The sequence below is a fragment of the Streptomyces apocyni genome (genome assembly GCF_009739465.1).
Classification (GTDB): Bacteria; Actinomycetota; Actinomycetes; order Streptomycetales; family Streptomycetaceae; genus Streptomyces; species Streptomyces apocyni.
Window position 1 is genome coordinate 35,153 of sequence record NZ_WHOM01000035.1, and the last position, 23,751, is coordinate 58,903.

Consider the following 23,751-nt stretch of genomic DNA (forward strand, 5'->3'; position numbering starts at 1 on the left):
CCGCCGCTCCCCCATGGGGCGCGACGGGCACGTAGCGAAGCTGGGTCGGTGCGTCAGCCCTGGCGGGCCAGGTCGGCCGCGCCGACCAGACCGGCCTTGTTGCCGAGGCGGGCCGCGAGCACCTGGGCGTGCGGCCGCCACTGGCCGCCGATCAGCCAGCGCTTGAAGGACTTGCGGATCGGGTCAAGCACCAGGTCACCCTCGTCGGAGACGCCACCGCCGACGATGAAGGCGGACGGGTCGAAGAGCGACGCCAGGTCGGCCAGGCCCGCGCCCGCCCAACGCGCCAGCTCCCGGAAGGAGTCGATGGCCACCGGATCGCCCTGCCGGGCGGCCTGCGAGATGTGCTTGCCCTCGATACCGGCGGGTGTGCCGTCGCCCAGCGAGAGCAGTACCGCGGCGTTCTCCGGCGTCGCCTTGGCGCGCTGCTTGGCGTAGCGGACGAGGGCGCGCCCGGAGGCGTACTGCTCCCAGCAGCCCTGGCTGCCGCAGCCGCACAGCAGCCCGTCGGGCACGACCCGGATGTGCCCGAACTCGGCGGCCACCCCGAAGCGTCCGCGGCGCAGCTTGTTGCCGATGATGATGCCGCCGCCGAGGCCCGTGCCGAGGGTGATGCAGATGACGTCGTCATGGCCCTGGCCCGCGCCGAACTTGTACTCGCCCCAGGCGGCGGCGTTCGCGTCGTTCTCGACGACGACCGGCAGCCCGATCCGCTGCTCGACCTTGTCCTTCAGCGGTTCGTGCCGCCAGTGGATGTTCGGCGCGAAGAGCACGGTGGCGCGCTTGTCGTCGACGTAACCCGCGGCGCCGATGCCGACGGCCTCGATGTCGTGCCCTTCGCCCGCCCCGGCGACGGCCGCGCAGAGCGCGTCCACGATGCCTTCGGCGGTCGGCGGGGTGGGCACCGTGTGCGTCTCGAGGATGGCGCCCGCTTCGTCGACCACTCCGGCCGCGATCTTCGTACCGCCGATGTCGACGCCGATGGTGAGTCCCATGAGTCCCTCAGTTATAGGTCCTGCCCCGCTGGTGCACACGGTACCCGAGGTGACCTGGAGCTCCCGCGCGTATCAGTCGAGGTCGATGTGCTCGCCGCCGCCGGGGCCCTCGTCTCTGGGGTCCTGGTGGCGGCGGGGGTCCTGGTCTCTGGGGTCGGTCGGGTCCTGGGCCGCCCAGCGCCGTTCATGGCCCTCGACGGCGGAGCGGTAGGCGGCGAGCAGCTCGGAACCGGCGGCCGCGAGGTGGTCGAAGACCTCGGGGTTGCGCTCGATCACGGGTTCCACGGCGGACTTGGCCTGGTTGATCAGTTCGCTGACCGCGCCCTGGGCGGCCATACCGGCCATCGGGGTCTGGAGCGAGCTGACCTTGTCCGCGACGGCTTCGAAGAGTTTGCGCAGCTCGTCGGCGGCGGAGCCGGGAGGGGAGCCGTACTGGGCACGCTGGCGGGCCCGTTCGGCGGCGAGGTCCTCGGCGCAGGCCTTGGCCCACGCGTCGGCGTCGACGTCGACTGGCTTGGTGGCTTCCACCGGGTCGGCGGCGTCACCGGAATCAGGCACGGGGCGCTCGGTGTCGCTCATGGCGGGCTCCTGCGGCGAGTCTCCAATACGTACTGTCGACGTTACCCGAACGGAGGTAGGCCGTTCACCGAGTCCGGCTCACCACGCGTCCGGTCAGTGACCGCGCGGCCAGAGCCCGGGGTCCGGGGCGAACCGTATGGAGAGCGCGCCGTCGCGCAGTCCGGCCCCGGCCACCGCGCAGCGGCGCAGTGCGGACGGAAGCGGGACGACGCGGCGGAACGGGCCTGCGGTGAGGACCAGTTCGTCGCCGCGCCGGATCAGGTCGACCTCCTCGCGTACGGCTCCGGGGAGCGGGATGCGCCACACCAGGACGCCGTCGTCGGCCAGCCGGTCGTCGACGGGCCAGGAGGTGGGCCCGGACCCGGCGCCGATGGCCGCATCGGGGAGGCGGAGGGCGGCGAGGTCGTCGGCGCCGCGCGGATCACGCCCCAGGTGCGGCACCTCATGCGTCCCGGATGGCGCTTCGTGCCACTCGGCCAGCGTCTTCTGCTGCTGGGCGACGAGCACCGCCAGCCAGGGGTCGGCGCAGTCCGCTGGGAACACCTTGTTCGCCACCAGGGCCTCGGTACGCAGACCGTGCAGCGCCAGCCCGGTGACCGCCGTACGGACGGCGTCGCCGCCCGCCGGGCCCGGCTCGGCGACCAGGCGTACGGCGGTGGTGTCGGCCTCGATCACGGCCTGTACGGCGGCGAGGTGCTCGTCGGCGCTGGCCGCGGCGTCGTACAGCCACTGGGCGGGCATCGGCACCCCGGCGAGCTGGGCGAGCATCGGGCGCAGCGCGCGGGCGGCCTGGCGTTCGGGCGGGAGCAGTCGGCGCAGATAGCGGCGTAGCTGCGCGGGCAGCGCGAGCAGGGCCAGGGCCTGCTGGGTCTGCGGCAGGTCCACGACCAGCAGGTCGCGCGAGGGGTCCGCGGCGGCGCGCAGGGCTTTGAGCAGGGCGAGCTGTTCGGCGCCGGGGAGTTCGGTGAGCTCTTCGCCGTCCAGGTGCTGGGCGCCCAGCAGGTCGAGGGCTCCGGCCGCGCGGTCCTGCAGGCCGAGGACCTCGGCGCGGGAGTGCGCGGCCGGGTCCACCCGGACCGCGGTGAGGTGCGGTTCCACGGTGACGGGTTCCGGTCCGGTGGCCACGCCGAGCGCGGCGCCCAGGGTGTCATCGCGGTCGGCGGTCAGGACCAGGGTGCGGTGTCCTTGCCGAGCTGCGGCGAGTGCGGTGGCCGCGGCCGTGGTGGTGCGGCCGGAGCCGCCGGGTCCGGTGACCAGCAGGGTGCGCATGGGGCTGAACGCTACAGGTCACCGCCCTGCCCGAGGGCGCGGTCCGAAGGTTCGAGGACAGGCGCTCAGGCGGGGTCGGCGGCGCCCGACTCGACGCGCTTCTTCAGACCGGCCAAGGCCCGGTCCGTGATGACCTTCTCGGCCTTGCGCTTGATCATCCCGAGCATCGGGATCTTGACGTCCACGGTCAGCTTGTAGGTGACCTCGGTGCCGGTGTCCGTCGCGGCCAGCGTGTACGTACCGTCCAGGGACCGCAGCATCTGGGACTTGACCAGGGTCCAGCTGACCTCGTGGTCACCGGTCCAGGTGTACGCGAGCGTCTGGTCGTCCTTGATCGCGCCCGCGTCCATCACCAGGCGGACCTGCTCGGCGCGGCCCTGGGCGTCGGTGGCCAGTACCTCGGCCTCCTTGACCTCGCCGGTCCAGTCCGGGTAGCGCGCGAAGTCAGCGATCACTCCCATGACGTCGGCCGGCGCCGCCTCGATCACGATGCTCGAGCTGGTGTGTTCCGCCATCGCCGTGGCTCCTCCTGCGGTCAGGTCGGGGGTGACCTCGTGAAGGCTACCGCGCGTCGGCTACCACTCCAGCGACCAGGGCCTCCCGTGACCGGCGAAGTGGCCGACGTTGACGCACTCCGTCGCGCCGATCCGCATCCGCGCCGCCAGCGGCTGGTGGACGTGCCCGAACAGGGCGTACCGGGGGCGGGTGCGGTGGATCGCGTCCAGCAGGGCGCGGCTGCCGCGTTCGAAGCGGCGGGCGACGGTGTCGTATACGAGCTCGGGCACCTCGGGCGGGATGTGCGAGCACAGCACGTCGACCTCGCCGACGGCCTCGACCTTCGCGGCGTACTCCTCGTCGCTGATCTCGTAGGGGGTACGCATCGGGGTGCGCAGTCCGCCCCCGACGAAGCCGAAGACCCGGCCGCCGATCTCGACCCGTTCACCGTCCAGGATGGTGGTGCCCGCACCCGCGTACTCCGGCCACAGCGACGGAATGTCGACATTGCCGTAGGTGGCGTAGGTCGGTGTGGGGAAGGCCGCGAACAGCTCGGCGTACTGCTTGCGGACCGCCTTCTCGATGACCGCGCGACGGTCTGTGTCGATCTCCTCCCACAGCCCGGCGCCGAAGGCGCGCGCCTCGTCGAAGCGCCGGGCGGTGCGCAGTTCCACCAGGCGCCGGGCGTTCTCAGCCCCGAAGAGCTCGGGGAAGATGCCGCGCGAGTAGTCGGCGTAGTCCAGGAAGAGCACCAGGTCACCGAGGCAGATCAGGGCGTCGGCGCCGTCTCCCGCACGGGCGAGGTCACGGCTGTTGCCATGGACGTCACTGACTACGTTGACGCGGTGGACGCGGTTGACGCGGCGAGCTGGCATAGCGAGCACCCTAAAACGCGCCGCTGTGTGGCGGTAGAGGCTGCCGGACCTGCGGCGACTTCCGGGTCGTCCGCCACATCAACTAGGGTGCGCGCAGGATCGTCGTGCCATGTGACGCAGGGAACATCTGGCCTGACCCCCCTATCGGAGAACCAGTACCGATGGGTAACGTCCGGGCAGTCCAGTCGTGCTCACCTTTTCAGCCACCGAGCACCTGCCCGATCTTGGACCGTGTCTTCGCATCACACAATGTCGTGGCGTCGGCGCCCTATGAGGAGCAGCAGTCTTGCGCGAGTTCAGCCTTCCGGCCCTGTACGAGGTCCCCGCCGACGGTAATCTCACCGATATCATCCGCCGCAATGCCGCGCAGCACCCGGATGTGGCCGTCATGGCCCGCAAGGTCGACGGCATCTGGCAGGACATCTCCTCGACGGCCTTCCTCGCCGAGGTGACCGCCGTGGCCAAGGGGCTGATCGCCTCGGGTGTCCAGCCGGGCGACCGGGTCGCCCTGGTGTCCCGCACCCGCTATGAGTGGACGCTGCTGGACTTCGCGATCTGGAGCGCGGGCGCGGTCACCGTGCCGGTGTACGAGACCAGTTCGGCCGAGCAGATCCAGTGGATCCTCAGCGACTCCGGTGCCGTCGCCTGCCTGGTGGAGACGGCCACGCACACGGACGCGGTCGAGTCGGTACGCGAGGGCCTTCCCGCGCTCGTGAACATCTGGCAGATCGACCCGAGCAAACAGCTCGACCCGACGGACAGCGACGCGGTCGGCGCGGTCGGCGCCGTGGACGCGCTGAAGCGGGCCGGTACGGATGTCGAGGACGCCACCGTCGACGAGCGCGGCTCCCTCGCGGGCGCCGACGACCCGGCCACCATCGTCTACACCTCGGGCACCACCGGCCGCCCCAAGGGCTGTGTGCTGACCCACCGCAACTTCCTCGCGGAGTGCGGGAACATCGTCGAGCGGCTGGGGCCGCTGTTCCGTACCGGCGAGTGCTCGGTGCTGCTCTTCCTGCCGCTGGCGCACGTCTTCGGCCGGATGGTCCAGATCGCCCCGCTGATGGCGCCGATCAAGCTCGGTCACGTCTCAGACATCAAGAACCTCACCGACGAACTGGCCAGCTACCAGCCGACGCTGGTCCTCGGTGTGCCGCGCGTCTTCGAGAAGGTCTACAACGCGGCGCGCGCCAAGGCGCAGGCGGACGGCAAGGGCAAGATCTTCGACAAGGCCGCGGATACGGCGATCGCGTACAGCCGGGCGCTGGACTCGGCGTCCGGCCCGTCGTTCGGCCTGAAGCTCAAGCACAAGGTGTTCGACAAGCTGGTCTTCAGCAAGCTGCGGGCGGTGCTCGGTGGGCGCGGCGAGGCCGCCATCTCCGGTGGCGCCCCGCTGGGCGAGCGGCTCGGCCACTTCTTCCGTGGCATCGGCTTCACGGTCCTGGAGGGCTACGGCCTGACCGAGACCTGCGCGGCCACCGCCTTCAACCCGTGGGACCGGCAGAAGATCGGCACGGTCGGTCAGCCGCTGCCCGGCTCGAAGCTGCGGATCGCCGACGACGGTGAGGTGCTGGTCCACGGCGACAACGTCTTCGCGGGCTACCGGAACAACGAGGCGGCCACCGAAGAGGCGCTCGCCGACGGCTGGTTCCACACCGGTGACATCGGCACCCTCGACGAGGACGGCTACCTCTCGATCACCGGGCGCAAGAAGGAGATCCTGGTCACGGCGGGTGGCAAGAACGTGGCACCCGCCGTTATCGAGGACCGTATCCGCGCCCACGCGCTGGTCGCCGAGTGCATGGTGGTCGGGGACGGGCGGCCCTTCGTGGGCGCGCTGGTCACCCTGGACGAGGAGTTCCTCGCCCGGTGGACCAAGGAGCACGGCAAGTCCGGTACGGCGGCGGACCTGCGCGATGACGCGGAGCTGCTCGCCGAGGTGCAGCGGGCGATCGACGACGGCAACGCCGCGGTATCCAAGGCGGAGTCGGTACGGAGGTTCCGGGTGCTGCCCGCCCAGTTCACCGAGGAGTCGGGCCACCTGACTCCGTCGCTGAAGCTCAAGCGGAACGTGGTGGCGAAGGACTACGCGAGCGACATCGAGGCGCTCTACCAGAAGTAACGGGTGGGACTCTGACGAGCCTGACGCCTGACGGACCTGACGGGCCTGACGGGCCTGACGGACCGCGGCCGGACGACATGTGCATGTGCATGTGTCGTCCGGCCGCGGTCCGTTCATCGAGCGTGAGAGCAGATAGTCAGAGCAGCTCCTTCAGCCGCTCCGCCAGCAGGTCCCAGCGCCACTTCTCCTCGACCCAGTCCCGGCCCCGCTCCCCCATCCGCTGCCGCAGCTGAGGGTCCCGTAGCAGCGTCACGATCCGTTCCGCCGCGTCCATGGGGCTGTCGCCGCGCGCCACCCACCCCGTCTCGCCGTCCAGCACCGCGTCCGGGGCGCCGCCCGAGTCGCCCGCGACCACGGGCAGCCCGGTGGCGGAGGCCTCCAGGTAGACGATGCCGAGGCCCTCGACGTCGAGCCCGCCCCGGCGCGTACGGCACGGCATCGCGAAGACATCCCCCGCGCCGTAGTGCGCGGGCAGCTCCTCCCAGGGCACCGCCCCGGTGAAGCGCACGGAGTCGGCGGCCCGGTGGGTCAGGGTCTCGGCGGCCAGTCGGCGCAGGTCCTTCTCGTACGGTCCGCCGCCGACGATCAGCAAGACCGCGTCCGGCACCTGCGCGAGGATCCGCGGCATCGCCTGGATCAGCGTGTCCTGGCCCTTACGCGGCACCAGCCGTGACACACAGACGACGACGGGCCGGTCGCGCAGCCCGAGCCTGGCCCTGATCGCGTCACCGCCAGAGCCCGGGTGGAAGGTCTTCTCATCCACTCCCGGAGGGAGTTGGACCATGCGCGCGGCGGCCTCGGGGGTCAGCGCGGCGGCGATCCGCGAGCGCGTGTACTCGCCGAGGTAGGTGAGCGTGTCCGTCGACTCGCCGATCCGGCGGAGCAGTTGCCGGGACGCGGGCAGCTGGGCCCAGCCCGCCTCGTGCCCGTGGGTCGTGGCGACCAGCCGCTGGGCGCCTGCCTGCCGCAGCGCGGGCGCCATCAGCCCGAGCGGAGCCGCGGCGCCGAACCACACGGACCGGCAGCCGTGTTCGCGCAGCAGCCGGGTCGCGGTGCGGGTGACCCGCGGCGTCGGCAGCAGCATCGTCGTACGGTCACGGACGACCGTGAAGGGCTGCTCGGCGTCGAAGGCTGCGGTGGCCTCGGCGCCCTCGCGGCCACGCTTCCAGGTGGAGGCGTAGACGACGAGCTGCTCGGGGTCCAGGCGCAGCGCCATGTTGTGCAGAAAGGCCTGGATGCCACCGGGGCGGGGCGGGAAGTCGTTGGTCACGATCAGGGTCTTGTCCATCGCCGCCGACAGTACCGAACGCCCGCGCCCTACGCTCTGGTCGAGAGCCTGGCCGGGCATGATGGTCCCTGGCGACGCGGATGAAGCGGACGAACAACATGAACCACATGACCACATGAACCAGGCGAGGTGCGCATGACGGGCGTACGGGACACGAGGGCCCCTGAGACCGTACGGCCCGGCCGGATCCCGGGCCCGGTCTGGCTCGTGGCGGCGGCCTGGGCGGCGACCAGGGCGCTGCTGATGCTGTGGGTCCTGAAGGTGTTCACGGTGCCGGGCCCGGACGTGACCAGCGACGTTTCGGTGATCTACCACAACTGGTTCGAGATCCTGCGTACCGGCACCTTCCCGCTGGACGACGTCACCTGGCAGTACCCTCCGGCCGCCGCGCTCGCCATCCTCTCCCCCACGGCCCTGTCCTTCCTCGACTACCCCACCGCCTTCTTCGTCCTGGTGTGCCTGTGCGACGCCCTGGTGCTCGGCCTGCTGCTGTACGCGGGCGGGCGGCCGGGCAAGCGGCGGGCGGGGGCCTGGGTCTGGGTGGCGGGGGTGCCGCTCCTGGGGCCCACCGCCTACGCCCGGTACGACCTGATGGTGACGGCCGTGGCGGTCATGGCGCTCCTCGCGGGCGCCCGCCATCCCCGCGTGCTCGGCGCGCTGGCGGGGTTCGGGGCGCTGCTGAAGGTGTGGCCGGTGCTGTTGCTGATCGGCACCGCGCGCGGGCGCGACACCCGGCGGGCGTGGGCCACGGCGGCCGGTACGGCGGGCGCGGTGACCCTGGTGTTCGTGGTGGCGATGCCGGGGGCGCTGGCGTTCCTGGGTTTCCAGCGCGACCGTGGTACCGAGGTGGAGTCGCTGGGCTCGCTGGTCTTCCATGTCGCCCGGCACTTCGGCTGGCAGGGGGAGGTACGGCTCAACTACGGCTCCGTGGAGTTCCTCGGCCCGTACGTCCCGCTGGTCAGCGCCGTCGCCCAGAGCCTGTCCGTCCTGGCGTTCGGCTGGCTGGTGTGGTGGCGCGTGCGCGCCCGCGCCTGGTCTCCGAGCACCGTCAGCGACGCGGCGTTCGCGGCGGTGCTCCTGTTCACCGTGACCAGCCGCGTGCTCAGCCCGCAGTACCTCCTGTGGCTGGTCGGGCTCGCGGCGGTGTGCCTGACGTTCCGCTCCAGCCGGATGGCGCTGCCCGCGTTCCTGACGCTGGCCGCGACCGCGCTCACCTTCTGGGAGTTCCCGGTCTGGTTCGCCCATGTGGTGACCAGCGACTGGCGCGGCGTGCTCCTGCTGGCCGTACGCAACGGCCTGCTGGTCGCCGCGACGCTGGTGGCGTGCCGTCGCCTGTGGGTGTGGACCGTGCTACCTACCCCGCCACACTCCGAAGACGCCGGGCACGCACCCGACGACACGGCCCGGCCCGCGCGAGCGCCAGCGGCGGTAGCAGGCCGCGGGCCGGGTCAGCCCAGCTGGTCGCGGAGGTAGGCGCGCCAGTCCGCCGTGAACTCCCCCGGTGTCGTGTCGAGTACGTCGCGCAGCGCCGCCTCGACCGCCCCGGCCCGTCTCTTGTGCTCGCCGACCGCCTGGTAGAAGGCCAGCAGCTTCTCCTCGCCCCAGCGCCCGGCGATCATCCGGGAGGCCAGCCAGCCGCCCTCGTACGCCTGGGCCAGCCGCCCGGCGTCCCCGGTGAAGGCGAAGTCCTCGTCGGTCGGCAGCGCGGCCGGGAGGTCGCCGCGCTGGACCGCGCGCGTCAGCTCGGGGGCGATCCGCTGCGGGCCGCGCCCCGAGCCGCGGTACGCGACCCAGTCGGCGAAGCCCTCCGACAGCCACAGCGGGGTCGCCGCCGAGGTGTGGGCGCGGGTCGCGACATGGGTCGTCTCGTGCGTGAGGACGAGCTGTTGGCCCAGGTCACCCAGGACGTCGTACGCCTCGGGGTTGATGATGACCCGGTCGGCTGGCGCCTTCTTGGAGCCGTCGACGTCGCCTGTGGTGACCGCCGCGATCCCCCGGTATCCGGCGGCGTCCGCCCCGAGCAGCCCCGCCATCGCGTCCAGGGACCCGGGCACCAGCACCACCACCCGGCCCGGCCAGTCGCGCCCCCAGGCGTCGTGCACCTGGGGCACCGCGCGGTCGGCGAGGTCCGCGTAGCCCCGCAGCCGCTCCCGGGACGGACCGGCGCCGAGTACGAGGCTGCGCTCGCCGTGCACGGCGGTGACGGGGCCCTGCTCCCACAGCTGCTGGGTCGCGCCCCGGTCGGGGCGCTCCGCGGTCACGTACCACCGGCCGTCGCGCTCGGCGAGGTCGAGGGTGCGGGACGTGACCTGTGGGGCCCGGTCGTGCCCGTCGAGGCGGTAGCGGAGCTGGACGGCCGCGGTGGCCGTCGCCCCGGAGCGGTCGAGCCGGTTCAGCCGGTACTCCCAGGAGCCGAGCGGCACCTGCGCGATATTGCGGAACTCGTCATCGCGCCGCGCGGTGCCGGGCACGCCGGTGGCCAGATAGGCCGCCTCGTCCCGTTCGAGCACCGCCGCCGCGCGCCGGTCAAGCAGCCGCTCGACGGCCTCGGTCGCGGAGTCCTGCCCGGCGGGGCCGCCGCAGGAGGTGCCGAAGGCGAGGGCCAGCAGGCAGAGCAGCCCCGCCAGCCACGCGCGCGTACGCCTGCTCCCGGACATCCACCGATCGTACGAGCTACGCGCGGGAAGCGGACCGCCCCGGCGGGCCGGACGTAGTCAGACCCGCGTCACGGAGTTGATCGGCATCATGCCCACCGGGTCGTAGCGGACCGGGGCGCCGGGGTACGGCGCGTGGACGACCTGGCCGTTGCCCACGTACATCCCGATGTGGCTGGCGTCGCCCCGGTAGGTGACGAGGTCGCCGGGCTGTGCCTGGTCCAGCGGTACCTGCCGCCCGGCGACGCGCTGCGCCTGCGAGGTGCGCGGCAGGCCGACCCCCGCCTGCCCGTACGCCCACTGCGTGAGCCCCGAGCAGTCGAAGCCGTGCGGTCCGTTGGCGCCCCACACATAGGGCCGCCCGACGGCCTGGCGGGCGGCCGAGACCGCGCTCGCGGAGCGACCCGACGCGGGCGCCACGGGGGGCGCGTCCGGGCGGGCCTCGGAGCGTGAGGCCCGGTCGCTCTCGGCCCGCTCGGCACGCTCCCGCGCGGTCAGCGAGTTCAGCAGCCGCTGGGCCTTGGCCAGCTTGCCCTCGACGGTGCGCTTGTGACGGGTCACGGCGGCGCGTGACTTCTCCAGTTCGGCCAGCTTGCGGGTGGCCTCGGCGCGCTGCTGCGCGAGCTGGCGCTGGGCTTCCTGGAGTTCGGCGAGCTCACTCACCTGCCGGGAGCTGATGCGGTCGAGGGTGCTGGCCTTGTCGAGATAGCTGTCCGGGTCCTCGGAGAGGACCAGGGACAGGGTGGGGTCGATGCCCCCGGAGCGGTACTGGGCTCCGGCGAGCGAGCCCAGCGCGCCGCGCATGGTGTTGATGCGCTCCTGCCCACGGGCGACGCTGTCCCTGATCCGGGTGACCTCGCGGCGCAGGGTGCCCGCGCGCTCGTCGGCCTTGTTGTACGCCTCCGTCGCCCGCTCGGCATCCGCGTACAGCCGGTCCACCTCGGCCCGGGTGTCGCGCGGGGTGTCCTGGGGCTCCGCGCTGGCCGGTGTCGCGGCGAGGGCCGCCGCGGTCGCCGCCGCGGCGGCTGACAGGGCGGTGACACGGGCACCGCGGTCAAATCCGGCGACACCGGTAAGACCGAACTGCGAGGGACGGCGATGAGACGCCACGAGAAACAGCTCTCCTTCCTGGGCCGCTGCCCCCGCCACCCGGGAGGGCGGCGGGGCTGCCGGGAATCAGCGGCAGACATGGACGTCCTCCTCAGCCCTCGGGCCAGGGAACCCGGTCTGCCGCTCCACTTCGCGGAGCGACTCCCGGCGGGTTCCTGCTTCGCAGGCCCTGGCCGGAAATCAGGACTCCGGTCTGACGCGGGCCTCCACAGGCGTCACTTCCCGCCCGTCCGGCGGTAGGCCCGACAGCTGTCACCGACGAACAGCGCGGAAGCTATCACGCGGCCAAGCGGCCCGCAGGGCACGTACAACACGACGCCCCGCCGTCGACGCAGGTCGGCGGCGGGGCGTGGGGTCAGCACACGATCAGGGAATTCGCCCGTTCGGAGGGCGCGTCAAGCGCTTGCTGAGCGGCCCGGAGGGTCAGAGACGGGCCCTCAGACGCGTACGCCGAACATGTACGGCATGTTGTTGATCGACTCGTAGCGCACCACGGTGCCCGGCTTGGGCGCGTGCAGGATCTGGCCGTTGCCCGCGTAGAAGCCGACGTGGTGCAGGTCGTTGTAGAAGAACACCAGGTCGCCGACCTTGAGGTCGCTCTGCGAGCTGATCCGGGTGCCGATGTTCGCCTGGTCCTGCGAGATCCGGGGTATCTGCACCCCGGCCTGCGCGAACGCCCACGAGGTGAGCCCGGAGCAGTCGAAGGAGCTGGGGCCGTTGGCGCCGTAGATGTACGGCGAGCCCAGCTTGCTCTGGGCCGCGGAGTACGCGGAGGAGGCGCGGCCGCTGCCGGGAGCCGCGCTCCCGGAGCCGTTGCCCGCGCTGGCCGAGCCGCCAGTGTCGGAACTGCCCGACTTGGTCTCGGGCGCGCTTTGGGCCGCCCGCTCCGCGGCGGCGCGACTGGCCCGCTGCTCCTCTTCCTTGAGCTTCTGACGCTCTTCGGCGGTCAGGGTGTTCAGCAGCCGCTGCGCCTCGGCCAGCTTGCCCTGGACTTCCTTCTTCTTCTCGCCGAGCAGCTTGCGGGTCTCCCCGAGGTCCTCCAGCTTGCCGGTGGCCTCCGAGCGCTGCTGCGCGAGGGTGCGCTGCTTCGACTGGATCTTCTTCAGGGCGTCGGCCTGCTTGCCGCTCAACTGGTCGAGCGCGGAGGCCTCGTCAAGATAGGTGTCCGGGTCGGACGAGAGGAAGAGCTGCACGGAGGGGTCGATGCCGCCCGAGCGGTACTGGGCCGTGGCCAGCGAACCGAGGCCGTGGCGCAGGTCGTTGAGCTCGCCCTGACCGCGGGCGACCTTGTCCTGTACGCGCTCGATCTGCTTTTCGAGCTTGCCCTGCTTGTCCTTGGCGCCGTTGTACTTCTCGGTGGCGCGCTCGGCCTCCTGATAGAGCTTGTCGACCTTCGCCTTGACGTCCTTCTTGGACGGCTTCGGGTCCGCCTGCGCGGCCTGCGAGGTGAGAGCGACGGCAGCGGCGGCGGTCGCGGTCAGCACGGTGACGCGGGTACGGCTCGGCTGCTTGGGTCGACGGTGGGTCGCCACGAAGGCGGCTCCTTCTTCCTCCAGCCGCCTACCGCTACCCGGCGGGCGGGACCCTCACCGTCACCCCGTATGAGTGATCAACCGTGCGAAGGTTCGAGCCCAGACCCTAATGACCCCGATGCGATCAGTTCAAATCCTGAAGAGGAAAAAGTCGGTCGCCGAATGCAATCTTTACCTACAACGCACATGCGGTAATGACAGGTTGACGCTAGGTCGCGCGATCAACCGCCGAATTCGGGCATTAGCCCCAGGAGTTGACTAGCTCCTCGAAAGCCGCTTGAGGAGCACCGCGGACGCGACCGGGCGCGCCCCGGCCCTGGCGACACCGTCGGCCACCTCACGGTCGGTCGAGACCACCGTCACCGGTCGCCCCGGCGGTTCGGCGCGCACCAGCTGACGGATCAGCTCGTCCGCCGTCACACCCGGCTTGGAGAACAGCACCCGCACACCGCGCGGCGGTGCGAGCAGCACCGGGGCGGCCAGCTCCGCGCCGTCGAAGACGCAGGTCACCTCGGCCCCAGTCTGGGCCGCGAGCGCGGAGAGACTGCCGAGCAGCCGTAGCCGCTGCTTCTCCAGCGGCATCGTGGGGTAGCCGGTCTTGGTGACGTTGTAGCCGTCCACCACCAGATGGGCCTGGGGCAGCGTGAGCAGCTGGTCCAGGATGGCCGGATCGCTCTCGGAGAGGGCGCGGGCGGCGATGTCCTTGGGCGTCATCCGGCCCGGCTCGACGGCGTCCACGGTCTCCGCGGGATGCAGCGACACCGGGGGCAGCGCCAGCTCACGGCGCAGGCCCTGGGCCGACTCCAGCAGGGTGTCCAGCAGCAGCCGCACCCGCATGTCCTCGATGGAGCGGCCCTCGCGCACCGCCCTGCGGCTGGCCTCCAGCGCCGCCTCGGCCTCACCGAGCCGCGCCTTGAGCCGACGCGCCTCGCTGTCAGCCGCCGACAGCTGGGTCTGGTTCTCGGCCCGTACGGACTCGGTCTCGGCGGCGGCCTTGCGCAGCGCGGCCTCGCCCCGCTTGACGTCACTGAGGGCGCTGCGCAGCTTGCGATGAAGCGATTCCGCTTCCTTCCTCGCGGCTTCCAGATCGGCGCGCAGCCGTTCGGTCTCGGCCCGGGAGCGCTCGCGCAGCTCGGTGACCTCGTGCCGCAGCCGCTCCAGCTCCGCCCTGGTCTCCTCGTCGACGCGCTCCGCGTCAGCGCGCTGGGCCTCCTCGCCCGCCGCGGTCACGAGCTTCACCCAGCCCGTGAGGCGCAGCACATAGGCCGCCGCCGCCACGTCGAGGGGGTCGGCGGCCGGGGGCGGCGATCCTGCCTCCAGGGCGCGGACCAGCTCGGGCTGGGCCTCTCTGAGACGCTCGGCGATCCGCTGCCGGAAGAGGGGTTCGGTCTCCACGGCCGCGGCCATCGCGTTACCCGCGAACTTCAGCCGCCTGGACGGCGTGAACCGGGCGTACTGGCGGAGCTGGGCGGGGAGTTCGGAGACGGTCAGCCCGCCGAAGCCGTCCGAGACGATCGCGACGACCCGGCGGCGTACGCCTTCGGGCAGCGGGCGGTCGAGCACCTCGGCGGAGCCGTCGGCAGGGCCGGCCGGCTCAGCACCGCTTGCCGCCTCCACCATCCGTCACACCCCACTACCCGTGCGGGGCGGCTCCCTCAGGAGTCCGCGCCCGGCCTGTCCACCAGTTCCACCTGATCCACCGCGTTACACCAGCGGCAGCGCACTGACTCGATGGTCTCACTGACCACCTCGCGCTCCTCCACCTTGGGCTCACCCGCCATGTCGAGGTGTACGTACTCCACGACCTTCGACGAGCGGGTCACGTCGAAACGCGTGAGGTTGCCGCACAGCGTGCAGCGCCATCGCGTCTCGGCGGTCGGCAGGGGAACCGTCATGGTGGCTGGAGGCCTTCCGTCAGATGTCGGTCGCTGGTCCTGCGGGTAACCCTACGGCCTGACGGAGGGCCGCGCGGACGGCATCGGTACGGCGAGGCGGTCTATGCGGTTCGGTCCGGTTACGTCAGGATCTGTCCATGATCGATAAGGTCGACAAGAGGAGGGCCTGGCGGGCTGCCAGAGACCTGGGCGCCCGGCTGGCCACCGGACGCGGGCCCGTCATGACGTACGGCGTGATCGCCCTGTGCTGCGCCGTCTTCGTCGTGTCACCGGCCTCCGGGCTCAATCCCGCCTATGGCACTGGCGAACAGCTGCTCGCCGCCCAGCGCGACTACTTCGCGCGCTGGGGCGTGATCCCGGCCGAGCTGCTCAGCGGCTCGGCACGGGCCGCTGTCACCCCGGTCACCGCGCTCTTCGTGCACGCCAGCTGGCTCCACCTGCTGGGCAACATGCTCTTCCTGTACGTCTTCGGCGTGATGACCGAGGAGCGCCTGGGGCATCTCCGTTTCGCCCTGTTCTACGTCGGCTGCGGGGCCCTGGCCCTGTGCGTGTACGCGCTCGCCAACGCCGGATCGACGCAGAGCCTGGTAGGGGCCTCCGGGGCGATCTCCGCGGTGCTCGGCGGCTTCCTGCGGCTCTTCCCGAAGGCCCGGGTCACCAGCCTCTTCCCGTTTCTGTTCTTCCTGCCGCTGCGCTTTCCCGCCTGGCTGGTGCTGCCCTTCTGGGTGGCGCTCCAGTGGCTGGCCGCGCGCCGGGACAGCGAGGGGCCGACGGTGGCGTACCTGGCGCACCTGGCGGGGTTCGCGCTGGGCTTCGGCTGCGCCTGGGTGCTCCAGGCGCGGAGGACTAGAGTGAGCACCCCAGCGACGGCCACCGAGGGAGACAGCAAGCCGTGATCACCGCGATCGTGCTCATCAAGACCAGCGTGGACCGCATCCCGGAGATCGCGGAGTCGATCGCCTCGCTGGACAGCGTCAGCGAGGTCTTCTCCGTGACCGGCACCTACGACCTGATCGCTATGGTGCGCGTCACGTCGCATGACGACCTGGCGGACGTCATCCCGGGCAGCATCAGCAAGATCCCGGGGGTGCGGGCCACGGACACGCATGTCGCGTTCCGCACCTACTCCCAGCACGACCTGGAGGCGGCGTTCGCGATCGGACTCGACTCCTGAGGCCCTACGCGACCGTCGTGTCCGGCACGCAGCGGCCGTCCTCGGTGCGGTAGCTCCAGCGGGCCCCGCCCCGGACGAGTTCACGGACGGCCCGGACGAACCGCTCCACATGCTCGTCCGGGGTGCCCGCGCCGAAGCTCACCCGGATCGCGTTCAGCGCCCTGGTGCCGGGCGCCGCCTCGGGGGCCCCGCACTCCCCCTGCTCCTGTGGGTCGCCGCCGAGCAGCGTACGGACCAGGGGGTGGGCGCAGAACAGGCCGTCGCGTACGCCGATGCCGTACTCGGCCGACAGCGCGGCCGCGAAGTGCGAGCTGTTCCACCCCTGGACCACGAAGGACAGGACGCCGACCCGGGGCGCGTCATCGCCGAAGAGCGAGAGCACCCTCACCTCCGGCACGGCCGCGAGACCCTCGCGTACCTGGGCGATCAGCCGCTGCTCGCGCTCCACCAGCGCGTCGAACCCGACGCCGGTCAGAGCCTCGCAGGCCGAGGCGATCGCGTACGCCCCGATGACGTTGGGTGAACCGGCCTCGTGGCGCGCGGCGGTGGTGTGCCACTCCACGTCAACGCCGCCGTCGGGGCGCCGGGCGACCGTCTTGGACGCCCCGCCGCCCGCCAGGTACGGCTCGGCGGCCCGCAGCCAGTCGGAGCGGCCCGCGAGCACGCCGGACCCGAAGGGCGCGTACAGCTTGTGCCCGGAGAAGGCGACCCAGTCGACGTCCAACTCGGCGATGTCCACCGGGTGGTGGGGGGCAAGCTGGGCGGCGTCGAGCACGATCCGGGCCCCGTGGGCGTGCGCCGCCGCGGCCAGCTCCCGTACGGGCCACAGCTCACCGGTGACGTTGGAGGCGCCGGTGACGCACACCAGCGCGGGGCCGTGCGGGGCGCGGTCGGCGAGGGCGCGCTCCAGCGTGGCGACGGCCTGCCGCGGGGTGCGCGGCGCGTTCAGGTAGCTGACGCGGCCGTCCCGCCAGGGCAGCAGCGAGGCGTGGTGCTCGGTCTCGAAGACGAAGACCTCGCAGTCGGCGGGCAGCGCGGCGGCCAGCAGGTTCAGCGAGTCGGTGGTCGAGCGGGTGAAGACGACCTGGTCCCCCGCGCGGCAGCCGAGGAACTCGGCGACGGTGCGCCGGGCGTTCTCGAACAGGTCCGTGGAGAGCTGCGAGAGGTATCCGGCGCCCCGGTGCACGCTGCCGTAGTACGGCGCGTACGCGGCGACGTCGTCCCAGACCCGCTGCAGGGCGGGCGCGCTGGCGGCGTAGTCGAGCGCGGCGTAGGTGACCTCGCCCCCGGTGACGAGCGGGACGGTCACGTCCCGGCCGAGAACGGGCAGCGTACAGGTGGCGGGGGCGGCAGCGGTGGCGACAGACATGGCGAACTCCCTGGTGAGGCAGGCGAAAGCTCCGCGCGAGCGACGGCTTGGATACACGTCGGCGCAGGAGAAAGAGAGAAAAAGAGTGTGCGGAAGTGGGGCGTGAAGCCCTATCGCATTCGCTTGCTCACGAGACTGCTCCCTTGAGGACCAGGACCCCAGGGTGTGCAGGGGTCCGCGCTTGCCGCAGACCTCGCTGCCTGCGGCCTGGTCTTCACCCGGGGCACCCCGCCACGGACGGAGGGTTGCCGGACAGCGGGCCGGGGCCGTAGTCGCTGTCACTCATGACCTGAGCAGCATCTTGCCACACGATCTTGCATGCGCAAGGCGCGGTCCAGAATCCGGACCGCGCCTTGGCTCATGCGGGGGTCGCCATCAGGCGTTGCTGGCGGCCACCCAGCGCTCAAGCGCCCGCTTGGCCGCACCGGAGTCGATCGCCTCCGCGGCCCTGGCCATCGCCGCGCTGAGCTGCTCTGGCAGCGGCGCGTCCGTCGGGTCCAGGGCCACCAGCGCGGCCGCCGAGTTGAGCAGCACCGCGTCGCGTACGGGCCCGGTCTCACCGGCCAGCAGCCGCAGCGCCACATCCGCGTTGTACGAGGCGTCGGCCCCGCGCAGCGCCTCGACCGGCACCAGCTCCAGGCCGACGTCGCGAGGGTCGAAGGCCTCCTCGCGGACCCGCCCGTCCCGTACCACCCATACCCGCGAGGTCGCGGTGGTGGTCAGCTCGTCGAGGCCGTCGTCGCCACGGAAGACCAGCGCGGACGAGCCGCGCTCGGCCAGTACACCGGCGAGGATCGGCGCCATCCGGGCGTCCGCGACGCCGGTCGCCTGGGCTCGTACCCGGGCCGGATTGGTCAGCGGCCCCAGGAAGTTGAAGGTGGTCCTGATGCCCAGCTCCTTGCGCGCGGCGGCCACATGGCGCAGCGCGGGGTGGAACTTCACCGCGAAGCAGAAGGTGACTCCGGCCTCGTCGGCGACCTCGGCCACCCGCTGCGGCGTCAACTCCAGGTTGACACCCAGTTTTTCCAGGACGTCGGACGCACCGGAAGCCGACGACGCGGCGCGGTTGCCGTGCTTGACGACCTTCGTGCCCGTTCCGGCGACCACGATCGCGGACATGGTGGAGATGTTGACGGTCTTGGCGCCGTCGCCGCCGGTGCCGACGATGTCGACGGCGGGCCCCGGCACCTCGATCACCCTGGCGTGCTCGTACATGGTGCGGACCAGACCGGAGATCTCCTCCACGGTCTCGCCCTTCGCGCGCAGCGCCACCGCGAAGCCCGCGATCTGCGCGTCGGTCGCCTCGCCCCGCATGATGCGGTCCATCGCCCACGCGGTGTCGTCCGCGCTCTGGTCGCGCCCCTCAAGCAAGCCGTTCAGTACGTCGGGCCAGGTACGGCCCGCCGCGGTGTCGCCTCCAGCGGGGTGCACAGCGCTCATGGTCGCTCCTGGTGTCCTACGGCGTGCGTTGCGTGCGTGCAACGGATTCGGATGCCACTCAGCCTAGCCAAGCTCCGGGGCGGCAAAGAGCCCCGTCCAGCGGATGGACGGGGCTCAGAGCCGTGGCGATCAGATGATCAGTTCAGGATCTCAGTGGTGGCCGTGGCCACTGGTGATCTCCTCGTACTCCTCGGCGGTCGCCTTGGGGATCTGGTTTCCCTCGGCGTAGTAGCCCTTGGAGAGCTTCACCCGGAACTTCTCGAGCATCGAGACCTTGCGCTTCACGCCGTTCTCGTCGACCAGCGGGCCGATCTCACCGGCCGTGTACTGCTCGTGTGCCGTGAGCCGGTGCAGCTCCTCCGGGCTGAGCGGCTCGTGCACCTCGATGAACTCACCGTGCGGCAGCCGCTTGATGATGCCGGTCTCGCGACCGTGCAGCACCTTGTCGCGGTCGCGCCGCTGGAGACCCAGGCAGATCCGCTTCGTCGCGATGAACACCAGGATCGGTCCGGCGATGAAGAAGATCCGCACGAACCAGGTGATGGAGTTGATCGACAGGCTGAAGTGGGTGGCCCACAGGTCGTTGCCACCACCGATCAGCATGATGAAGTACGCCGCGATCCAGGCGGCACCGAAGGCGGTGCGCGTCGGGGCGTTGCGTGGGCGGTCCAGGATGTGGTGCTCGCGCTTGTCCTTGGTGATCCAGGACTCGATGAACGGGTAGACCGCGATCGCGGTGAGGAACAGCGGGAAGATCACCAGCGGGATGAACACACCCAGGTTGAGGGTGTAGCTGTCCCACAGGACGATCTCCCAGCCCGGCATGAAGCGGATCAGCCCCTCGGCGAAGCCCATGTACCAGTCGGGCTGGGCGCCGGTGGACACCATGTCGGGACGGTAGGGCCCAAGGGCCCAGATCGGGTTGATCGAGGCGATCGCCGCGATGGCCGCGATGATGCCGAAGACCAGGAAGAAGAAGCCTCCGGCCTTGGCCATGTAGACCGGCAGCAGCGGCATACCGACGACGTTCTTGTTGGTCTTGCCCGCACCGCCGAACTGCGTGTGCTTGTGGTAGAAGACCAGGATCAGGTGGGCCACGACCAGGCCGAGCATGATGCCCGGCAGCAGCAGGATGTGGATCGAGTAGAACCGGGCGATCATGTCGGTGCCGGGGAACTCGCCGCCGAACAGGAACATCGAGATGTACGTACCGACGACCGGTACGGACAGGATCGCGCCCTGCGTGAAGCGGACACCGGTACCCGAGAGCAGGTCGTCCGGGAGCGAGTAACCGGTGAAGCCGGTGAACATGCCGAGGACGAACAGCAGGAAGCCGAACAGCCAGTTGATCTCACGCGGCTTGCGGAAGGCGCCCGTGAAGAAGACGCGCATCATGTGCACGAACATCGCCGCGAGGAAGATCAGGGCGGCCCAGTGGTGGATCTGCCGGATGAGCAGACCGCCGCGGACATCGAAGCTGATGTCCAGCGTCGAGGCGTAGGCCTCACTCATCAGCACGCCCTGCATCGGGACGTACGAACCCGCGTACTCCACCTCGTTCATCGAGGGGTGGAAGAACAGGGTCAGGTACACACCCGTGAGGATGATGATGATGAACGTGTAGAGGGCGACCTCACCGAGCATGAAGGACCAGTGGTCCGGAAAGATCTTCCGCATGTTGGCCTTGGCCAGGCTGTAGATGCCCAGCCGGCCATCAGCCCAGTCGGCGACCCGCTCGCCCGCCGGGGCCTTGCGCTTGGTGTCTGTTGCGGTACTCATCCGCGCTCCCAGAAGGACGGACCGACGGGCTCTTCGAAGTCGCCGAGCGCCTGGAGGTAGCCCTCCTCGGACACACCGATGCGCAGCTGCGGCAGCGGGTGACCGGCCGGGCCGAAGATGACTCGGGCACCGTCAGTGAGGTCGAAAGTGGACTGGTGGCACGGGCAGAGGACGTGGTGCGTCTGCTGCTCGTACAGGCTGACCGGGCAGCCCACATGGGTGCAGATCTTCGAGTACGCGACGATGCCTTCGTGCGACCACTCGAGTTCACGCTTGTCCTTGATGTCGTCCGGCTCCATGCGGACGACCATCAGGGCGGCCTTGGCGATCTCGTTGAGGAAGCCGTGGTCGTGCTCGTCCATGCCCTCGGGCATGGCGAAGGTCAGCGAACCGACCGCCACGTCCTCGGGGCGCAGCGGCTCCTTGGTGTTCTGGTTCACCAGGAGCTTGCCCTTGGCCCACTTGGTGTGCCGCAGCTTGTCCTCCGGCAGCGGACCGAGGTCACGCAGCAGTACGACGCCGGAGAGCGGTACCAGGGCCAGGGCGCCGAACATGGTGTTCCGGATCAGCTTGCGACGGCCGATCGCGGACTCCTTGGCACCCTGCCGGAAGTCGGCCATGACCTTGGCCTTGACCTCGGGCTCGGCCTCGATGGCGTGCCGCTCGTCGGCGACCTCCACGTCGGACATCAGGGTACGGGCCCAGTGGACCGCACCCGCGCCGATGCAGAAGAGCGCCAGACCCAGGGTCAGTCCCAGCGAGAAGTTCAGCGCACTGACCCGGCCGAACGGCCAGATGTACACGATCTTGTCGATCGGGAAGGCCACGAAGGAGGCGATGAACGCGACCGTCGACAGCATGGACACGGTGAACAGCAGGGCGACCGTGCGCTCGGAGCGCTTGGCGGCCCGCTCGTCGATGTCCTGGATGCGGTGCTCATGGGGCGGCAGCCCCGGGTCCGCGAACGGATCCTTGTCGACGCGGGTGGCCACGCTCGACTCGGTGGCCTGCTCGTGGGGCAGGCTCGTCTCTGGAATGTCTTGGCTACTCATGACTTCTTGGCCTTTGCGGTCCGCGCGGCGACCCAGACGGCGGTGGCGACAAGAGCGCCGAGACCGAAGATCCAGGCGAACAGGCCCTCACTGACCGGGCCGAGGCCGCCCAGCTTGAGACCACCGGGGTTCGGAGTATCTTCGCCGTTGACCGCGTCAAGGTACGCGATGATGTCCTTCTTGGCCTCCTCCGGCATGGTGCTGTCGGGGAAGGACGGCATGTTCTGCGGGCCGGTCTGCATCGCCTCGTAGATGTACTTGGGATCGACGCCCTCAAGGCTCGGGGCGTACTTGCCTTCCGTCAGCGCGCCGCCCTCACCGGTGAAGTTGTGGCACTGCGCGCAGTTGTTGCGGAACAGCTCGCCACCGTGACCGATGTCGGCGTCCTTGATGCTGTACTGCTCCGGCTTGGGGACGGTGGGCCCCACACCCAGCGAGGCGATGTACGCCGCGAGCTGGTCGATCTCAGCCTGGCTGTAGATCTTCTTCTTCTTCGGCACCTGGGCGCCCTGCGAGGTGGCGGCCGGCATGCGGCCGGTGCCCACCTGGAAGTCGACAGCCGCGCTGCCGACACCCGCCAGGCTCGGGCCGTCGGACCCGCCCTGGCCATTGGCCCCGTGGCAGCTGGAGCAGCCCACCGAGTAGAGCTTCTTGCCCTCGTCGATAGCGAGGGACTGAGCGGTCTCGTCGGCCTGCGCCTGGTCCGCGGGCGCGAACACGGCGTACAGCCCCCCGGTGGCCGCCAGCGCGAAGAGTAGGACGACGACCGCCGCCAGCGGATGGCGTCGTCGTGCGGAGAGCTTTTTCACGGATTACCCCGGTGTCAGGATCTTCTGCGTCGGTGCTTCTGGACTGTGTCGGACTCGGTGCCCGGTTACTTGATCAGGTAGATCGTGGCGAAGAGGCCGATCCAGACCACATCGACGAAGTGCCAGTAATAGGACACGACGATGGCGGCCGTTGCCTGATCATGGGTGAACCTCCTGGCCGCGTACGTCCTGCCGAGTACCAGCAGGAAGGCGATGAGGCCTCCCGCCACGTGCAGGCCGTGGAAGCCGGTGGTCAGGTAGAACGCCGAGCCATAGGCGTCAGACGAGATCGAGAGGCCCTCGTGGACCAGCTCGGTGTACTCGAAGACCTGGCCGCCGATGAAGATCGCGCCCATGACGAAGGTCAGGATGAACCACGCCCGGAGCTTCTTCACATCGCCACGCTCGGCCGCGAAGACACCCATCTGGCAGGTCAGCGAGGACGCCACCAGGATCGCGGTGTTCGTCAGCGCGAACGGGAGGTTGAGCATGTCGGCCTTGCCGGACCAGAAATCGGCACCCGTCACCGATCGCAGGGTGAAGTACATCGCGAAGAGGGCCGCGAAGAACATCAGCTCGGAGCTCAGCCAGATGATGGTTCCGACGCTGGTGAGGTTCGGTCGATTGACCGTCGGGTGTGCATGCCCGGTATCTACTGTCGTTACTGTCGCCACGACCGACATTATGTCGGTCGCTTATCCCGCCCTCACTCCGGGGGGTGCTGTTCGGAGTGTTCCCGCCCCATGTCCAGCCCGGATGGCCCATCGAAGGCCTGTCCGTAGCGGTGTTGACGGGGTGTGTGACGGAGTAGCATCCGCGCATCGGTTCCTGAAGCGATGTTGTCGACGAAGCGGAGCACCCATGCAGCCCACCGCCACGGTCCTGGTCTACAGCGACGACTCGAACACCCGCGCGCAGGTGCGGCTGGCGGCGGGGCGCAGGCCCGCACCGGACGTGCCGGAAGTCGAGTTCATCGAGTGCGCGACGCCCGCCGCGGTGATCAGGGAACTCGACCAGGGCGGCATCGACGTCTGTGTGCTGGACGGCGAGGCGGTGCCCATGGGCGGTATGGGGGTCTGCCGGCAGATGAAGGACGAGATCTTCCAGTGCCCGCCGGTGCTGCTGCTGATGGGCCGCCCACAGGATGCCTGGCTGGCCACCTGGAGCCGCGCTGAGGCGGCTGTGACGCTGCCCGTGGACCCGGTGGAGTTCGCCGAGGCCCTGGCCGCCCTGCTGCGCACCAAGGCGCTCGCGAAGGCCTGAGGGCCCCGCTGGGTCCCCGCGGCGGCGCTGCCGCGGGGATGGTCGCGGTGA

The 23,751-nt window shown here is 70.6% G+C and carries 22 protein-coding genes and 1 riboswitch; of the genes, 5 read left to right on the forward strand and 17 right to left on the reverse strand.

What is annotated here, in order from left to right; all coding sequences use genetic code 11:
• Positions 1-53: 53 nt before the first annotated feature.
• The 5 genes from GCN81_RS03190 to GCN81_RS03210 all read right to left on the reverse strand — a co-directional run bounded on the left by GCN81_RS03190 (position 54) and on the right by GCN81_RS03210 (position 4,213).
• Positions 54-995: an ROK family glucokinase gene (locus tag GCN81_RS03190; RefSeq protein WP_156721889.1), complete on the reverse strand. Its 942-nt coding sequence runs from the start codon at positions 993-995 to the stop codon at positions 54-56.
• Between the two features lie 72 nt (positions 996-1,067).
• Positions 1,068-1,574: a DUF5304 domain-containing protein gene (locus GCN81_RS03195; RefSeq protein WP_156721890.1), complete on the reverse strand. Its 507-nt coding sequence runs from the start codon at positions 1,572-1,574 to the stop codon at positions 1,068-1,070.
• A 93-nt stretch (positions 1,575-1,667) separates the two neighbouring features.
• Positions 1,668-2,843 (reverse strand): ArsA family ATPase, encoded by a 1,176-nt coding sequence (locus GCN81_RS03200; RefSeq protein ID WP_156721891.1) that lies wholly within the window; start codon positions 2,841-2,843, stop codon positions 1,668-1,670.
• Positions 2,844-2,908: 65 nt separating this feature from the next.
• Complete coding sequence (locus tag GCN81_RS03205) at positions 2,909-3,358, reverse strand: SRPBCC family protein (RefSeq protein ID WP_156721892.1); 450 nt, start codon at positions 3,356-3,358, stop codon at positions 2,909-2,911.
• Positions 3,359-3,418: 60 nt separating this feature from the next.
• Entirely contained in the window at positions 3,419-4,213 is a 795-nt protein-coding gene (locus tag GCN81_RS03210) for a metallophosphoesterase family protein (protein WP_156721893.1), read from the reverse strand.
• Between the two features lie 286 nt (positions 4,214-4,499).
• Here GCN81_RS03210 and GCN81_RS03215 point away from each other — a divergent pair, with 286 nt between their 5' ends.
• A complete protein-coding gene (locus GCN81_RS03215; protein ID WP_156721894.1) occupies positions 4,500-6,335 on the forward strand; it encodes an AMP-dependent synthetase/ligase in 1,836 nt (611 codons plus the stop codon).
• Positions 6,336-6,471: 136 nt separating this feature from the next.
• On the opposite strand, the gene GCN81_RS03220 is transcribed toward GCN81_RS03215, so the two are convergent.
• Positions 6,472-7,623 (reverse strand): glycosyltransferase family 4 protein, encoded by a 1,152-nt coding sequence (locus GCN81_RS03220; RefSeq protein ID WP_156721895.1) that lies wholly within the window; start codon positions 7,621-7,623, stop codon positions 6,472-6,474.
• Positions 7,624-7,866: 243 nt separating this feature from the next.
• Between GCN81_RS03220 and GCN81_RS03225 the strand changes: the two genes are divergently transcribed.
• Positions 7,867-9,096: a glycosyltransferase family 87 protein gene (locus tag GCN81_RS03225; RefSeq protein ID WP_231626339.1), complete on the forward strand. Its 1,230-nt coding sequence runs from the start codon at positions 7,867-7,869 to the stop codon at positions 9,094-9,096.
• Here the strand turns inward: GCN81_RS03225 and GCN81_RS03230 are convergent.
• From GCN81_RS03230 to GCN81_RS03250, 5 genes are all read right to left on the reverse strand, one after another.
• Complete coding sequence (locus GCN81_RS03230) at positions 9,072-10,280, reverse strand: hypothetical protein (protein WP_156721897.1); 1,209 nt, start codon at positions 10,278-10,280, stop codon at positions 9,072-9,074. The genes GCN81_RS03225 and GCN81_RS03230 overlap by 25 nt on opposite strands.
• 57 nt (positions 10,281-10,337) lie before the next feature.
• Positions 10,338-11,387 (reverse strand): C40 family peptidase, encoded by a 1,050-nt coding sequence (locus GCN81_RS03235; RefSeq protein ID WP_156721898.1) that lies wholly within the window; start codon positions 11,385-11,387, stop codon positions 10,338-10,340.
• Between the two features lie 437 nt (positions 11,388-11,824).
• Positions 11,825-12,919: a C40 family peptidase gene (locus tag GCN81_RS03240; RefSeq protein WP_156721899.1), complete on the reverse strand. Its 1,095-nt coding sequence runs from the start codon at positions 12,917-12,919 to the stop codon at positions 11,825-11,827.
• Between the two features lie 258 nt (positions 12,920-13,177).
• Positions 13,178-14,539, reverse strand: coding sequence for an NYN domain-containing protein (locus GCN81_RS03245; RefSeq protein WP_156721900.1), 1,362 nt, complete (start codon positions 14,537-14,539; stop codon positions 13,178-13,180).
• A 35-nt stretch (positions 14,540-14,574) separates the two neighbouring features.
• Positions 14,575-14,814 (reverse strand): hypothetical protein, encoded by a 240-nt coding sequence (locus GCN81_RS03250; protein WP_156721901.1) that lies wholly within the window; start codon positions 14,812-14,814, stop codon positions 14,575-14,577.
• Positions 14,815-14,951: 137 nt separating this feature from the next.
• Between GCN81_RS03250 and GCN81_RS03255 the strand changes: the two genes are divergently transcribed.
• Complete coding sequence (locus GCN81_RS03255; protein WP_156721902.1) at positions 14,952-15,710, forward strand: rhomboid family intramembrane serine protease; 759 nt, start codon at positions 14,952-14,954, stop codon at positions 15,708-15,710.
• Positions 15,707-15,988, forward strand: a complete 282-nt coding sequence (locus GCN81_RS03260) for an Lrp/AsnC family transcriptional regulator (protein ID WP_156721903.1) — start codon at positions 15,707-15,709, stop codon at positions 15,986-15,988. The genes GCN81_RS03255 and GCN81_RS03260 overlap by 4 nt, the downstream gene beginning before the upstream one ends.
• A gap of 4 nt (positions 15,989-15,992) precedes the next feature.
• On the opposite strand, the gene GCN81_RS03265 is transcribed toward GCN81_RS03260, so the two are convergent.
• The 6 genes from GCN81_RS03265 to ctaE form a co-directional block, all read right to left on the reverse strand.
• Entirely contained in the window at positions 15,993-17,357 is a 1,365-nt protein-coding gene (locus GCN81_RS03265; RefSeq protein WP_156721904.1) for an aminotransferase class V-fold PLP-dependent enzyme, read from the reverse strand.
• 172 nt (positions 17,358-17,529) lie between these two features.
• Positions 17,530-17,647, reverse strand: a riboswitch (SAM riboswitch).
• An 85-nt stretch (positions 17,648-17,732) separates the two neighbouring features.
• On the reverse strand, positions 17,733-18,797 hold the full coding sequence (trpD, locus tag GCN81_RS03270; protein ID WP_156721905.1) for an anthranilate phosphoribosyltransferase: 1,065 nt from the start codon (positions 18,795-18,797) through the stop codon (positions 17,733-17,735).
• A gap of 150 nt (positions 18,798-18,947) precedes the next feature.
• Positions 18,948-20,576, reverse strand: a complete 1,629-nt coding sequence (qcrB, locus tag GCN81_RS03275) for a cytochrome bc1 complex cytochrome b subunit (RefSeq protein WP_156721906.1) — start codon at positions 20,574-20,576, stop codon at positions 18,948-18,950.
• Positions 20,573-21,628 carry a cytochrome bc1 complex Rieske iron-sulfur subunit gene (qcrA, locus tag GCN81_RS03280; RefSeq protein WP_156721907.1) on the reverse strand — a complete coding sequence of 352 codons (1,056 nt, stop codon included), beginning with the start codon at positions 21,626-21,628 and terminating at the stop codon, positions 20,573-20,575. The genes qcrB and qcrA overlap by 4 nt, the downstream gene beginning before the upstream one ends.
• A complete protein-coding gene (qcrC, locus tag GCN81_RS03285) occupies positions 21,625-22,437 on the reverse strand; it encodes a cytochrome bc1 complex diheme cytochrome c subunit (protein WP_156721908.1) in 813 nt (270 codons plus the stop codon). Before qcrC ends, qcrA begins: the two co-directional genes overlap by 4 nt.
• A gap of 65 nt (positions 22,438-22,502) precedes the next feature.
• Entirely contained in the window at positions 22,503-23,120 is a 618-nt protein-coding gene (gene ctaE / locus GCN81_RS03290) for an aa3-type cytochrome oxidase subunit III (protein WP_156721909.1), read from the reverse strand.
• Between the two features lie 178 nt (positions 23,121-23,298).
• Here ctaE and GCN81_RS03295 point away from each other — a divergent pair, with 178 nt between their 5' ends.
• On the forward strand, positions 23,299-23,700 hold the full coding sequence (locus GCN81_RS03295) for a response regulator (RefSeq protein WP_156721910.1): 402 nt from the start codon (positions 23,299-23,301) through the stop codon (positions 23,698-23,700).
• The last annotated feature ends 51 nt before the right edge of the window (positions 23,701-23,751 follow it).

Excerpts from the sequence above, each read along its gene's own strand:
- GCN81_RS03245 (WP_156721900.1), bottom strand. The coding sequence starts at position 14,539 with ATGGTGGAGGCGGCAAGCGGTGCTGAGCCGGCCGGCCCTGCCGACGGC.
- GCN81_RS03195 (WP_156721890.1), bottom strand. The coding sequence starts at position 1,574 with ATGAGCGACACCGAGCGCCCCGTGCCTGATTCCGGTGACGCCGCCGAC.
- qcrB (WP_156721906.1), bottom strand. The coding sequence starts at position 20,576 with ATGAGTACCGCAACAGACACCAAGCGCAAGGCCCCGGCGGGCGAGCGG.
- GCN81_RS03190 (WP_156721889.1), bottom strand. The coding sequence starts at position 995 with ATGGGACTCACCATCGGCGTCGACATCGGCGGTACGAAGATCGCGGCC.
- qcrA (WP_156721907.1), bottom strand. The coding sequence starts at position 21,628 with ATGAGTAGCCAAGACATTCCAGAGACGAGCCTGCCCCACGAGCAGGCC.
- trpD (WP_156721905.1), bottom strand. The coding sequence starts at position 18,797 with ATGAGCGCTGTGCACCCCGCTGGAGGCGACACCGCGGCGGGCCGTACC.
- GCN81_RS03265 (WP_156721904.1), bottom strand. The coding sequence starts at position 17,357 with ATGTCTGTCGCCACCGCTGCCGCCCCCGCCACCTGTACGCTGCCCGTT.
- GCN81_RS03220 (WP_156721895.1), bottom strand. The coding sequence starts at position 7,623 with ATGGACAAGACCCTGATCGTGACCAACGACTTCCCGCCCCGCCCCGGT.
- ctaE (WP_156721909.1), bottom strand. The coding sequence starts at position 23,120 with ATGTCGGTCGTGGCGACAGTAACGACAGTAGATACCGGGCATGCACAC.
- GCN81_RS03250 (WP_156721901.1), bottom strand. The coding sequence starts at position 14,814 with ATGACGGTTCCCCTGCCGACCGCCGAGACGCGATGGCGCTGCACGCTG.
- GCN81_RS03230 (WP_156721897.1), bottom strand. The coding sequence starts at position 10,280 with ATGTCCGGGAGCAGGCGTACGCGCGCGTGGCTGGCGGGGCTGCTCTGC.
- GCN81_RS03210 (WP_156721893.1), bottom strand. The coding sequence starts at position 4,213 with ATGCCAGCTCGCCGCGTCAACCGCGTCCACCGCGTCAACGTAGTCAGT.
- GCN81_RS03255 (WP_156721902.1), top strand. The coding sequence starts at position 14,952 with ATGATCGATAAGGTCGACAAGAGGAGGGCCTGGCGGGCTGCCAGAGAC.
- GCN81_RS03205 (WP_156721892.1), bottom strand. The coding sequence starts at position 3,358 with ATGGCGGAACACACCAGCTCGAGCATCGTGATCGAGGCGGCGCCGGCC.
- GCN81_RS03200 (WP_156721891.1), bottom strand. The coding sequence starts at position 2,843 with ATGCGCACCCTGCTGGTCACCGGACCCGGCGGCTCCGGCCGCACCACC.
- GCN81_RS03225 (WP_231626339.1), top strand. The coding sequence starts at position 7,867 with ATGCTGTGGGTCCTGAAGGTGTTCACGGTGCCGGGCCCGGACGTGACC.
- GCN81_RS03295 (WP_156721910.1), top strand. The coding sequence starts at position 23,299 with ATGCAGCCCACCGCCACGGTCCTGGTCTACAGCGACGACTCGAACACC.